This is a genomic window from Pseudonocardia pini (genome assembly GCF_013870575.1).
In the GTDB taxonomy this organism is placed as follows: Bacteria; Actinomycetota; Actinomycetes; order Mycobacteriales; family Pseudonocardiaceae; genus Pseudonocardia; species Pseudonocardia pini.
Map to the genome: position 1 here is coordinate 1 of NZ_JACBXB010000069.1, position 12,595 is coordinate 12,595.

The 12,595-nt window shown below is 69.2% G+C and carries 14 protein-coding genes; 3 read left to right on the forward strand and 11 right to left on the reverse strand.

Annotation, left to right across the window (positions count from 1 at the left end; all coding sequences use genetic code 11):
* Positions 1-237 (reverse strand): alpha/beta fold hydrolase (locus H5J29_RS06920; protein ID WP_181780079.1); only part of this gene is annotated, 237 nt, incomplete at its 3' end.
* 25 nt (positions 238-262) lie between these two features.
* On the opposite strand from H5J29_RS06920, the gene H5J29_RS06925 reads away from it, so the two are divergent.
* Together H5J29_RS06925 and H5J29_RS06930 are read left to right on the forward strand one after the other, a co-directional pair.
* Complete coding sequence (locus H5J29_RS06925; protein WP_181780080.1) at positions 263-571, forward strand: antibiotic biosynthesis monooxygenase family protein; 309 nt, start codon at positions 263-265, stop codon at positions 569-571.
* 2 nt (positions 572-573) lie between these two features.
* Positions 574-1,374, forward strand: a complete 801-nt coding sequence (locus tag H5J29_RS06930; protein ID WP_312858097.1) for an SIR2 family NAD-dependent protein deacylase — start codon at positions 574-576, stop codon at positions 1,372-1,374.
* Between the two features lie 68 nt (positions 1,375-1,442).
* On the opposite strand, the gene H5J29_RS06935 is transcribed toward H5J29_RS06930, so the two are convergent.
* The 6 genes from H5J29_RS06935 to H5J29_RS06960 all read right to left on the reverse strand — a co-directional run bounded on the left by H5J29_RS06935 (position 1,443) and on the right by H5J29_RS06960 (position 7,189).
* Positions 1,443-1,865, reverse strand: coding sequence for a DUF779 domain-containing protein (locus H5J29_RS06935; RefSeq protein WP_181780081.1), 423 nt, complete (start codon positions 1,863-1,865; stop codon positions 1,443-1,445).
* Complete coding sequence (adh, locus tag H5J29_RS06940; protein ID WP_181780082.1) at positions 1,865-3,388, reverse strand: aldehyde dehydrogenase; 1,524 nt, start codon at positions 3,386-3,388, stop codon at positions 1,865-1,867. The genes H5J29_RS06935 and adh overlap by 1 nt, the downstream gene beginning before the upstream one ends.
* 505 nt (positions 3,389-3,893) lie before the next feature.
* The gene (locus tag H5J29_RS06945; protein WP_181780083.1) at positions 3,894-4,040 is read right to left on the reverse strand and encodes a hypothetical protein; all 147 of its coding nucleotides are present in this window, start codon (positions 4,038-4,040) and stop codon (positions 3,894-3,896) included.
* Between the two features lie 147 nt (positions 4,041-4,187).
* Positions 4,188-5,252: an aKG-HExxH-type peptide beta-hydroxylase gene (locus tag H5J29_RS06950; RefSeq protein ID WP_181780084.1), complete on the reverse strand. Its 1,065-nt coding sequence runs from the start codon at positions 5,250-5,252 to the stop codon at positions 4,188-4,190.
* Positions 5,233-6,288, reverse strand: coding sequence for a hypothetical protein (locus H5J29_RS06955; RefSeq protein WP_181780085.1), 1,056 nt, complete (start codon positions 6,286-6,288; stop codon positions 5,233-5,235). Before H5J29_RS06955 ends, H5J29_RS06950 begins: the two co-directional genes overlap by 20 nt.
* Before the next feature lie 121 nt (positions 6,289-6,409).
* Positions 6,410-7,189, reverse strand: a complete 780-nt coding sequence (locus H5J29_RS06960; RefSeq protein ID WP_181780086.1) for a FadR/GntR family transcriptional regulator — start codon at positions 7,187-7,189, stop codon at positions 6,410-6,412.
* Between the two features lie 148 nt (positions 7,190-7,337).
* Between H5J29_RS06960 and H5J29_RS06965 the strand changes: the two genes are divergently transcribed.
* Positions 7,338-7,646: a hypothetical protein gene (locus tag H5J29_RS06965; RefSeq protein WP_181780087.1), complete on the forward strand. Its 309-nt coding sequence runs from the start codon at positions 7,338-7,340 to the stop codon at positions 7,644-7,646.
* 171 nt (positions 7,647-7,817) lie between these two features.
* Here H5J29_RS06965 and H5J29_RS06970 read toward each other — a convergent pair whose 3' ends face one another.
* The 4 genes from H5J29_RS06970 to H5J29_RS06985 form a co-directional block, all read right to left on the reverse strand.
* Positions 7,818-8,807 carry a YihY/virulence factor BrkB family protein gene (locus tag H5J29_RS06970; RefSeq protein ID WP_181780088.1) on the reverse strand — a complete coding sequence of 330 codons (990 nt, stop codon included), beginning with the start codon at positions 8,805-8,807 and terminating at the stop codon, positions 7,818-7,820.
* Between the two features lie 4 nt (positions 8,808-8,811).
* On the reverse strand, positions 8,812-9,339 hold the full coding sequence (locus H5J29_RS06975; protein WP_181780089.1) for an FKBP-type peptidyl-prolyl cis-trans isomerase: 528 nt from the start codon (positions 9,337-9,339) through the stop codon (positions 8,812-8,814).
* Between the two features lie 73 nt (positions 9,340-9,412).
* Positions 9,413-11,974: an ATP-dependent Clp protease ATP-binding subunit gene (locus H5J29_RS06980; RefSeq protein WP_181780090.1), complete on the reverse strand. Its 2,562-nt coding sequence runs from the start codon at positions 11,972-11,974 to the stop codon at positions 9,413-9,415.
* Between the two features lie 222 nt (positions 11,975-12,196).
* The coding region (locus H5J29_RS06985; protein WP_181780091.1) for a siderophore-interacting protein at positions 12,197-12,595 on the reverse strand (399 nt) is incomplete at its 5' end.

The following is a 12,595-nucleotide window of genomic DNA, read 5'->3' on the forward strand; positions in this document are numbered from 1 at the left end:
CTTGACGCTCTGGCCCGCGGTCACGAACGCCCGGTTGATGTGCCCGTACACGGACTGCCCGCGGGCGTCGAGACCGAGGACCCGGCCGTAGGCGGTGAGCCGCCGGGCGAGCGACCACCACGTCGTCGCGCGGCCCATCAGGCCGTGGAGCAGCAGGATCGGGGTGCCCTCACCGCCGAACTCGACGACGGCCAGGTAGGTCCCGTCCGACGTCCGCACCGATCTCCGCCCCCGCATCGCAGTGGAGGCTAACGTGGACCCCATGGCCGTCGTGAAGATCAACGCAATCCATGTGCCCGAGAACGCGGGCCCGGAGCTGGAGAAGCGGTTCGCCAACCGCAAGCACGCCGTCGACGGGCAGCCGGGCTTCCTCGGCTTCCAGCTGCTCCGGCCGGTGAAGGGGGACGAGCGGTACTTCGTCGTCACCACCTGGGAGTCCGACGAGGCGTTCGAGGCCTGGCGGCAGGGCCCGGCCGTCGAGGCGCACGCCGGTTCGCGGGACCCCAACGCCGGGCCGCGCCCGGTCGCCAGCGGCGCGGACCTGCTCGAGTTCGAGGTCGTCGACCTCTGAGCGTGGAGGACGCCGCCGAGCTGCTGCGCGGCTCGGGGGCACTGCTGGTCTGCGCGGGCGCAGGCATGGGCGTCGACTCCGGACTGCCGGACTTCCGGGGCACCGAGGGTTTCTGGCGCGCGTACCCGCCCTACGCGCGGCTCGGGCTGCGCTTCGAGGAGCTCGCCGACCCCGTCCACTTCTCCGACGACCCGGCTCTCGCCTGGGGCTTCTACGGGCATCGGCTCGCGCTGTACCGCCGGACCGTGCCGCACGCCGGGTTCGCCGTGCTGCGCCGCTGGGCGTCGGAGCGGCCGACCAGGGTCTTCACCTCCAACGTCGACGGGCAGTTCCAGGTCGCCGGGTTCGACGACCGGGACGTCGCGGAGGTGCACGGCTCGATCCACCACCTGCAGTGCCTGACCGACTGCGGGCAGGAGATCTGGCCCGCCGGAGCAGTCCCCCGGATCGACGAGACGACGATGCGGGCGCTCGATCCGTTGCCGAGCTGCCCGAGCTGCGGCGGCCTGGCCCGGCCGAACATCCTGATGTTCGGAGACCGGTCCTGGGACCCGGCACGCTCGGGGCCGGGGCTGAAGAACCTGCACGACTGGATCCGCGCGCACCGGCGCGAGCTCGCCGTCGTCGAGATCGGGGCGGGCACCGCGGTGCCCACGGTGCGCCGCGAGGCCGAGCTGGCCAGTGCGGCGACGGGGCGGCTGGTGCGGATCAACGTCCGCGAGCCGGAGATCCGGCACGGGCGCGGCGTCGGCATCCCCGAACCCGCCGCAGCGACGTTGCAGGCCCTCGCGGCCCTCTGCTGACCAGACGAACGGCACTCTCGCGCGGTAGGTCCGCACGAGAGTGCCGTTCGTGTGGGTAGGGCGACCCCCTACGTCACGTCCTGCATCTCCCGCCACTCGTCGTCGGTGAAGAGCCGCGAGCGGATCAGGAACCGGACGCCCTCCGGCGCCTCGACCGAGAACCCGCTGCCGCGCCCCTTGACGACGTCGACGGTGAGATGGGTGTGCTTCCAGTACTCGAACTGGGAGGCCGACATGTGGAACCCGATCGGCTTCTCGAGGCCGGGGACGGTCAGGTCGCCCAGGTGGACGTCCTGACCCCCCAGCTTGAAGTCGCCGTCGGGATAGCACATCGGCGCGCTGCCGTCGCAGCACCCGCCGGACTGGTGGAACATCAGCGGACCGTGGACGTCGGTCAGCCGCACGAGCAGGTCCGCCGCCGCCGGGGTCAACGCGACCCGCTCGGTGCCGGATCCCGGAAGCTCCTCGACTCCGTCGGCGGGGGCACCCATCAGAAGAAGCCCTGGGCGTTCTGCGAGTAGCTGACCAGCAGGTTCTTGGTCTGCTGGTAGTGGTCCAGCATCATCAGGTGGTTCTCGCGCCCGATGCCGGACTGCTTGTAGCCGCCGAACGCCGCGTGCGCCGGGTACGCGTGGTAGTTGTTCACCCACACGCGACCCGCCTGGATGTCGCGGCCCGCGCGGTACGCGGTGCTGCCGTCGCGGGACCAGACCGCCGCACCCAGGCCGTACAGGGTGTCGTTGGCGATCGTGATGGCGTCGTCGTAGTCGGTGAACCGCGCGACCGACACCACCGGGCCGAAGATCTCCTCCTGGAAGATCCGCATCGCGTTGTTGCCCTCGAAGACCGTCGGCTGGATGTAGTAGCCGCCGGACAGCTCGCCGCCCAGGTCGGACCTGCCGCCACCGGTGAGGACGCGCGCGCCCTCCTGGCGACCGATGTCGATGTAGCTCAGGATCTTCTCGAACTGGTCGTTCGAGGCCTGCGCACCGATCATCGTGTCGGTGTCGAGCGGGTGGCCCTGCTTGATCTGCTCGGTGCGCTTGACCGCCTGCTCGAGGAACTCGTCGTAGATGCCGCCCTGGATGAGCGCGCGCGACGGGCAGGTGCAGACCTCGCCCTGGTTGAGGGCGAACATCGCGAAGCCCTCGAGCGCCTTGTCGTAGAAGGCGTCGTTCTGGAGGGCGACGTCGTCGAAGAAGACGTTGGGGCTCTTGCCGCCGAGCTCCAGGGTGACCGGGATCAGGTTCTCGCTGGCGTACTGCGAGATCAGCCGCCCGGTCGTGGTCTCACCGGTGAAGGCGATCTTGCGGATGCGGTTGCTCGAGGCCAGCGGCTTGCCCGCCTCGACACCGAAGCCGTTGACGATGTTGAGGACACCAGGGGGCAGCAGGTCCTGGACGAGCTCGTTGAGCACGTGGATCGAGGTGGGGGTCTGCTCGGCCGGCTTCAGGACGACCGCGTTGCCCGCCGCGAGCGCGGGTGCGAGCTTCCAGATCGCCATCAGGATCGGGAAGTTCCACGGGATGATCTGGCCGACCACACCCAGCGGCTCGTGGAAGTGGTAGGCGACCGTGTCCTCGTCGATCTGCGAGATGCCGCCCTCCTGGGCGCGCAGCGCACCGGCGAAGTAGCGGAGGTGGTCGATCGCGAGCGGGATGTCGGCGGCCAGGGTCTCGCGGCAGGCCTTGCCGTTGTCCCACGACTCGGCGATGGCGATCAGCTCGAGGTTCGCCTCGACCCGGTCGGCGATCTTGTTGAGGATGTTCGCGCGCTCGGCGACGGAGGTCTTGCCCCACGCGGGCGCCGCGGCGTGCGCCGCGTCCAGGGCCTTCTCGACGTCCTCGGACGTGCCACGCGCGACCTCGGTGAACGCCTGACCCGTGATCGGGGTCGAGTTCTCGAAATACTGGCCCTTCGCAGGGGCCACGTACTCGCCGCCGATGAAATGGTCGTAGCGGGGCTTGAAGCTGACGACGCTGTCCGGCTGCCCGGGGTTGGCGTACTTGGCCATTTCGGTCCTTCCACAACATTGGGTCCAGCTCGTGACGTCGAACACTAGGAACCCCGAGGTTGCAGCGACGTTGCACGCAGATGCGGACCCCTCCGATCGGATAGTCCGAACGGGCGGAGGCGAAGCAGGGTTGGCTGCCCTAGCTGGTCCGGAGACGGATCGTGGGGGACGACCGGCCTTCATGACGGATGAGGGCACGGACCTGGTCGCCGAACCGTGGCGCCGGTCGGTCGCAGTGAGCACCTCGAGGTCCGCGCCTGCTGCAGGACACCTCGCGGTGGCGGTGCAGTCGTCCGTCCTGTGGTCAGGAGATGTCGAGGCACTGTTGCAACTACGTGCGCACCATATGGGAAAGGGGAACGGAGATGCGGGAACGACTGGGCTCGTTGCCCGTCACCGATTCGCGGAGATTGTCGATGGGGGGACCTAATTCCACCTGCCCCCAAAACGGCGAAAGGCCCGGCTTCGGCTCTATGCCGACCGGGCCTTCCCCTGGAGCGGAAGGTCAGCGAGAGTCGCCCGCCGACTCCTCGGCCTCGTCGTCCGCGGGTCGCACGAAGATCGTGTTCTCCACCGGCCGGTCAGGCGCGAAGAAGGTGACGGCGTGCGCCACCACGGCCTGCTGATCGTCCGGACCGGTGAGCTGAGACATCTACGCGTTCTCCTGGATCAGTCCTGAGCACCGTGCGGTGCGTCACCTATGTCTCGCACAACGACAGACATCGCTACCCGTTCTTCACCCGACGCGGCCAAAGGGCAACTCGGAAGGATGAACGGGCTCGACGGTCGCCGGCAGGGGTCACCCGCGCCGGGCGGGCGGCGCGAGGCGAACGACGGACGGTCCGACTCCGTAGACCACGACAGACCACTCCCCGACGGCACGCGTGACCGCTCGCGGGTCGTCACGCCACGGCGAGGTCGACAGTGGAGCGTCCTCGACCACGACATCGGACAGTTCGTTGCCGACGAGTGAGCCGACGAGCAGGCGACCGTCTTTCCCCAGCAGCGCTTGCCTGTCCTGAAGCATTTCGCCGAGCTCGGCCGCACGTTCCGCAGCAAAGGGGAGGAGCGAGCCGTCGTGGACCTCGAATGACCGTGTCGGCCCGGCGAGAACGGCGAGATGGCAATAGGCATGAAAAGCCGCAGCGCATTGGGCGAACGTCCATCCCGGGGCGGAGCCGGCAACCCAGGAGGGCCGCAGGAGGCCGGAGGCGGGGCGCGACGCGAAGATCGACCCGACGATCGCCAGATCGAAGAACTTCTGGTGCGCACCTTCATGGATCAGCGCCTCGGCCGCTTCGAGGGCGCTCCCCGGCGGCGGGAGCATGACGAGCCCCGGGTACTCACGCAGAGAGGCCGAGCCGAGTCGTCCTCCACCACTCAGGACAGTCACGAGCCCGACATGCGGGAGCACGTCCCGTGCGAGTTCCGGAACCACCTCGTGAAGCAGGGCCGCCCCGGCAGCGATCGTGGACACACTGTCTGCGAACTCGGGCGAGTCCCGAGTCAGGACCTCGAGTCGGACACGATCGCCGTGGTCGAGGACCTGGTCTGCCACGTGGGCCAGGACAGGAGCCAACGCCGCGGCAGCTCCCCGTTCGCTCGCAACCCTGACACCGAACGCGCCGGGCTCGGGTGCGAGTGCCCACAGAGGATCCGCCGAGACCTCTCCGACCGAGCCACCCAGTCCTCGACCGACCGCTGCCCGCACGAGGGGGTTGTCGAGGACGGCGGCGTCCGGATCCTCGACCCCGGACTGGTTCAGGAAAGCGATCGCGGCGGAGTAGAGCGCACGGCGTCTGTCGAGCAGGTCATTTCGAGACAGGATGGCGCCATGAGCTTTCTCAAGGTCGCCCGCGGTCATTCTCAGGGTCGTCGACAAGCCGCCAGAGTAGCGTCACCGCGTGGCCTGGCAGCATCCAGGAGCGGACCTCGACGGTGATCACGTCGTCGATCCGCATCCAGTGGGGATAGTGCGGCATCCCGCCTCGCCGCATGACGGAGGGAAGAACGAGGAAGTCGTATTCCCGTCCGTCGACTCCGAGGTGCTGGACGTCGAAGGTGACGGTCTCGAGGTAGCAGGGATGGGGCGGTGACCAGGTGATGTAGCCGCGGCTCAGGTCGGTGTGCTGGGAAGCCCGGACCGACAAGCGCTCCACTGCCGCGACGACGTGATCAGGGTCCGCGAGATCGTAGAGGTCCAGCTGGAGTATTCGCAGGTCCTTACGGTCGATCCGCTCCGGGAGCCGAAGGAATCCGTCGAAATGTCTCAGGGCGATCTCCTCGCCGACGTGGGCTGCAGGCTCGACCTCGATGACGTTGCCGTCGGAGTCGCGATAGGCGATACCCACTTTGAGGGAGTCCCGGAGCATAGGCACGAAGTCGTCCAGCTCGTCCTCGTTGCGGAGGTGCCACACCTCGAAGAGCGGATAGGTACGGTTCGCCAGGACCAGCGGCACGATCTCGGGGTCGACCGTGCCGAAGAGGATCAGGAAGTGGTTGTCCCGCACTCCGGAGAACTCGTGGGTCCAGGTGAACTCGCTGACGCAGGTCCGCTCGTCCACCGCCATGAGACGGAGATGGGCGGTCGTCCCCTTGCTCACCGCGATGTCACGTCCGCGCGCGTCCCTACCCGCACCGCCCAGCACGCCGGTCAGGACGTCCTCGTGGCTCGCGCGGTCCCCGTAGATGGCCGGGAGCAAGGTCGCGAGTACGTCCCGCGGCGCCATGGTGCGGATGATGGCGGGACCCGCGAGCTCGACGAGCCGGCGTTTGACCCAGTGCACGAGAGGTCCGCGGACCAGCACCGCGACGAAAGCCAGGACCGCCAGGAAGCCCGCCCACTCCGCGAGGATTCCCAGGGCCCGCAGCGGAACCGCCTCGTCGTCGACGCCGAACACGGAAGCGAGGACGAACAGGACTACGGCGAGTGCGCCGAACACCCACGCCATTCGCCCACCCATCGCCGACTACACCCGGCAACAAGAGCATCACACGATCGAGCGAATGGCTAGATGTGTCTCAGGTGATCGGGTGCCAGTCCGGCTCGGTCTCGCCCGGGGTGACGGTCGAGTCGAGTGGTTCCTCCCGGATGTCGGCGAGCTCGTCGTACAGGCGCTGGAGGTGGGCATTCATCGCGGAACGGGCGCCGCCGGAGTCGCGGCTGCGGAGGAAGCGGACCACCTTGGCGTGCTCTCGGGCGGACCGGATGGGGACGCCCGGGACGCCGTAGCTGTTGTACCGCCAGTCGTCCAGCTCGATGATCAGCTTCTGGTAGGTGTCGATCAACAGCTGGTTGCGGCTCGCCTCGACGATGCGGTCGTGGAAGTCGCGGTCGGTGCGGAGCAGCTCGGCGGGGTCGTCCTGGGCGTTCTGGTGCTCCGTGTTCGCCTTGGCGATGTCCTCGATCTCGCCGTCCGTCGCGCGCTGCACGGCGAGGCTCACGGCCAGGCCCTCCAGGCCGATCCTCAGCTCGAAGAGCTCGCTCGCCCGGTAGCCGCTGGGGTCGAAGAGGTGACCGCTGCCCGAGGCGGCGGCGGCCTGGCGTCGCACGAACCAACCGAGGCCGCGACGCACCTCCACCGCACCCTGCGCCTCGAGCTTCTGCAGGGCGGTGCGGACGGAGCTGCGCGCGACCTTCATCTTGCGCGCCAGCTCGGACTCGGTGGGCAGCCGGTCGCCCGGCTTCGGGTCGCCCGCCTCGATGAGGCGGCGGAGCGTCTCCGCGATCGCGTCCGGCAGCGCCTGTCCGACATCCAGCGAGAGGGCATACCTCGGATCGAGGTCCGCCTCGTGGTCCATCGCTCGCCCCTCGTCCTCCGACACCGCGTACAGACCACGCGATGTCGGTTGCCACCGCCTGACAGGAGTCCCGACGCCGGTCGGGCGGCGAGCCTGGTCGACCATAGCGACGATGCAGGTCGTCCGTCAACCACATGCTAGACGACTGTTGTCCGACGTCTTCTCTCAGTTGACAGACAACCTACCGCAGCGCATTCTTGGTTCTCGTCAGCAACACGGTTTCCGGGGGGTCACCATGTCTGGCAGTTTCCTCGCAGTCCTGCTCATCATCCTGGTCGTCGTCGCATTCTGGAGGATCGCGCTGCTGTTCCTGATCGCGCTGGCCTTGGCCCTGTTGATCACCGGGGTCGGCTCGATCGGCGGCTTCCTCTCGACGACGGCGGCCGAGCCTCGCATCACGATCACCACCGTGGAGCCGGCGCCCGCTCCTGTGCCGAGCCAACCGATCCCTCGGTAGGACGACGGACAACCGCGGGACGCTGTCTGACATCGTCTCACCAGGAGAGATCAACGCCGACGCCGGTATCACCACCTGGCCGAAGCGGATCTCCACGATGACGGCGGTCCTCGGACCGGCGGCAGGTGCGGCCCCGTCCCGAGGGGGGTACGGGACGGGGCCGCATCGGGATCAGCGGGCGGGCGAGGCGGGGTCCTCGTCGACGTGGTCGGGGATGCCGTCGTCGTCCGAGTCCGGGAGCCGGGGGTCGCCCTGCCCGGCCCGCACGGCCTCGAGCTGGGCCGCGAGCGCGACGCCCGCCAGCAGCGCGATCCCCGTGACGTTCGCCCACAGCAGCAGGGCCATGACCGCGGTGAGCGGACCATAGGTGTCGCCGAAGTTCGCGCCCAGAACCACGTAGAGCGCCAGCAGCCCGGAGCCCGCCAGCCAGGCGAGCACGGTCACCACCGCACCGACTGCCAGCCAGCTCAACCCCGGCTGCCGACGACGCGGCGCGAACCGCAGCAGTGCGGTGACCGCCACGAGCAGCGCCACCAGCCCCACCGGCCAGCGCAGGACGTCCCAGAACTCCTCCGCGGCGTCGCCCCAGCGGTAGACCTGCTCCATCGCCTCGCCGAAGGGCTCCCCCGCCACGATCAACAGCAGCCCCACGGCCATCGCGACGCCCGCGGTCGCGGTGAGCAACGCGGCTCGCCCGTACTTCTGGAGCGCAGGCCGGTCGCGTTCGGTGCCGTAGATCCGGTTGGCGCCGCGTTCGAGCTGGGCGAACGCGCTGGTCGCGGCCGCGAAGGCCGTGATCAGCGCGAGCACGACGACGATGACGCCGCGGCGTCGGTCGCCCTCCACGGCCTGGCCCACCAGCTCGTCGCTGTTCCCGGGCGAGATCGCCACGACGGTCCGAGCCACCACCTCGGCGAACGACTCGACGCCCAACGCGGTCGCCAGGCCCGCACCCGCGATCACGAGCGGGACCGCTGCGAGCGCGAGCTGGAGGGCGAAGGCGCGGGCGTGGGAGAAGCCGTCGCCGTAGCGGAAGCGCACGAACCCGGTGCCGAGGAGGTGCCGGAGGCCGTACCGGCGGACGGTGTGCCAGGCGTCGTCGGCGGAGAGCTGACGGCCGGGCAGCAGCTCGGTCTCGGGGACGGCGCGGACCGAGCTCATGCCACTAGGCCTGCACGCTGACGGCGTCCACGACGAACACGAGGGTCTCGTTGGGCGCGATGCCGCGGCCGCCCTGGCCGTACCCCTTGTCCGGCGGGATGACGAGCAGCCGGCGGCCGCCCTCGCGCATGCCGATGACGCCCTCGTTCCAGCCGTCGATCACGGGCGCGTTCCCGACGTCCTCGAGCGCGAAGGTCTTCCCCTTGAGCCAGGAGGCGTCCAGCTCCTTCTTGTCCGACCACGTCACCAGGTCGTAGTGGGTGTCGACCGTCGAGCCCGGGACGACCTCGGCACCGCTGCCGACGACGAGGTCCTTGCTCAGCAGCTCGGCCGCCGGCCTGCAGGTGTCCGGCACCGTGATGGTGGGCTTGCTGCCGATCTCCCCCGCGACCCGGACGTCTTCCACGGTGCAGGTGGGCAGTGCCACGGGGGCCGCAGGCACCGTCGCGGTGGACGAGGAGGAGGGCGACGAGCACGCCGCCGCCCCCGCGATCACCGCGGCGACGGCCGCGATCGTGCCGAGAGTGCGCATGAAAAGAGAGTAGAGACGCCGAACGGCCCGCCTCCCCGAGGGGGAGACGGGCCGTCCGGTGCTGGTCAGCGGATCAGGCGGACTCCTCCGCGGAGGAGCCACCTGCGGCGATGTCGACCGGCGGGGCGTCCGGGACGCCGACGGCCGGGCGGGGCTCACCACGGAAGGTGAAGATCGCCTTGTCGTCGTGTGCCGGGGTGCCCTCGGGGGCGCTCTCGTCGAGGCCCTCGACGTCCACGATCACGATCTGACCCGGCTCGATCTCGCCGAACAGGATCTTCTCGGACAGCTGGTCCTCGATCTCCCGCTGGATCGTCCGGCGCAGCGGCCGGGCGCCCAGGACCGGGTCGAAGCCGCGGCGGGCCAGCAGACCCTTGGCAGCCTCGGTGAGCTCGATCGCCATGTCCTTGTTCGCCAGCGCACCCTCGACCCGACGGATCATCAGGTCGACCATCTGGATGATCTGCGGCTGCGTGAGCTGGTGGAACACGATGATGTCGTCGATGCGGTTCAGGAACTCCGGGCGGAAGTGCTTCTTCAGTTCGTCGTTGACCTTGGTCTTCATGCGCTCGTAGTTCGACTGCTCGTCGTTGCTCTGCGCGAAGCCGAGCCCGACCGCCTTCGAGATGTCCTGGGTCCCCAGGTTCGAGGTGAAGATCAGCACGGTGTTCTTGAAGTCCACCGTGCGGCCCTGGCCGTCCGTGAGGCGGCCGTCCTCGAGGACCTGCAGGAGCGTGTTGTAGATCTCCTGGTGGGCCTTCTCGATCTCGTCGAACAGCACGACCGAGAACGGCTTGCGCCGCACCTTCTCGGTGAGCTGGCCGCCCTCCTCGTAGCCCACGTACCCGGGAGGGGCACCGAAGAGCCGCGAGGCGGTGTAGCGGTCGTGGAACTCACCCATGTCGATCTGGATGAGCGCGTCGTCCTCGCCGAACAGGAAGTTGGCGAGCGCCTTGGACAGCTCGGTCTTACCGACACCGGACGGGCCGGCGAAGATGAACGAGCCGGACGGGCGCTTCGGGTCCTTCAGGCCGGCACGCGTACGGCGGATCGCCTGCGCGACCGACTTGACGGCCTCCTCCTGCCCGATGATCCGCTTGTGGAGCTCGTCCTCCATCTTCAGGAGGCGAGTGGTCTCCTCCTCGGTGAGCTTGAAGACGGGGATGCCGGTCCAGTTCGCGAGGACCTCGGCGATCTGCTCGTCGTCCACCTCGGCGACGACGTCCAGATCGCCCGACTTCCACTGCTTCTCACGCTCCGACTTCTGCGCGAGCAGCTGCTTCTCGGAGTCCCGCAGGTGCGCGGCGCGCTCGAAGTCCTGCGCGTCGATCGCGGACTCCTTGTCCCGACGGACGTTCGCGATCTTCTCGTCGAACTCCCGCAGGTCCGGCGGCGCGGTCATGCGCTTGATGCGCATGCGGGCACCGGCCTCGTCGATCAGGTCGATCGCCTTGTCCGGCAGGAAGCGGTCCGAGATGTAACGGTCCGCCAGGGTGGCCGCGGCGACGAGCGCCGGGTCGGTGATCGTGACCCGGTGGTGCGCCTCGTAGCGGTCCCGGAGGCCCTTGAGGATCTCGATGGTGTGCGTGACGCTCGGCTCGCCCACCTGGATCGGCTGGAAACGACGCTCCAGCGCGGGGTCCTTCTCGACGTACTTGCGGTACTCGTCGAGCGTGGTGGCACCGATGGTCTGCAGCTCACCGCGGGCGAGCATGGGCTTGAGGATCGACGCCGCGTCGATCGCGCCCTCCGCGGCACCCGCCCCGACGAGGGTGTGGATCTCGTCGATGAACAGGATGATGTCCCCGCGGGTGCGGATCTCCTTGAGCACCTTCTTGAGGCGCTCCTCGAAGTCACCGCGGTAGCGGGAGCCCGCCACGAGGGACCCCAGGTCCAGCGTGTAGAGCTGCTTGTCCTTGAGCGTCTCCGGGACCTCGCCCTTGACGATGCCCTGGGCCAGCCCCTCGACGACGGCGGTCTTGCCGACACCGGGCTCGCCGATGAGGACGGGGTTGTTCTTGGTCCTCCGGGAGAGGACCTGCATGACCCGCTCGATCTCCTTGCCCCGGCCGATGACCGGGTCCAGCTTGCCCTCGCGGGCCTGCTGCGTGAGGTTGCGACCGAACTGGTCGAGCACGAGGGAGGAGGACGGGGTGCCCTCGCCACGGCCGGAGGAGGCCTCGGCGGGCTCCTTGCCCTGGTAGCCGCTCAGCAGCTGGAGCACCTGCTGGCGGACGCGGTTGAGGTCGGCACCCAGCTTGACGAGCACCTGGGCCGCGACGCCCTCGCCCTCGCGGATCAGGCCGAGCAGGATGTGCTCGGTGCCGATGTAGTTGTGGCCGAGCTGCAGCGCCTCGCGCAGCGACAGCTCGAGCACCTTCTTCGCTCGCGGGGTGAAGGGGATGTGCCCGGACGGGGCCTGCTGGCCCTGGCCGATGATCTCCTCGACCTGCTGTCGCACGCCCTCCAGGGCGATCCCGAGCGACTCGAGCGCCTTCGCGGCGACACCCTCACCCTCGTGGATCAGGCCAAGGAGGATGTGCTCGGTGCCGATGTAGTTGTGGTTGAGCATCCTGGCCTCTTCCTGGGCCAGAACGACAACACGCCTTGCTCGGTCGGTGAACCTCTCGAACATTCGCACTCCTTGCCTGCTGCGCCCACACATGCGACGCGTCCAGCATCCTTGTGACACTGCGCCGCGGGCGCCCCATACCACTGTATCGGTCCCCGGGCGTGCGGCGCCTCCGCCGCAGTGTCACGTAACGCGCACGGTACGCACTCACCCCGACAGAACGGTGTGAGCTGCACGTCGATTCCCGGTAGCCCGCCGTTCAGCCCTGCGCGAACGGGTGGACCCTCAGCGACCTGCGGCGATCTTGCCGTCCGCCTCCTCGAGGGCGGCCTGCTCCTGCTTGTACACGCGGAAGCCCTCCTCGTCCCGGCCGCGCCGCCAGTAGCCGGAGACGGACAGGTCGTCCCTGGCCACCCCGCGCTCGCCCAGCAGGTGCCGCCGGACCTCGCGGACCTCGGCGGCCTCGCCGTGCACGAACGCGTGCACCCGGCCCGTGGGGAACTCCAGTGCCCGGACGGCCCCGAGCAGCTGCCCGGTGCCATCCCCCTCGCGGTGCAACCAGCTCAGCCGCAGGTCGCCGGGGGATTCCAGGGGCTGCTCCTCGGCCGCACCCGCCACCTGGACGATCGCGTGGACCGCCACGCCTGCGGGGATCCGCGCCAGGGCGGCGGCGATGGCCGGGAT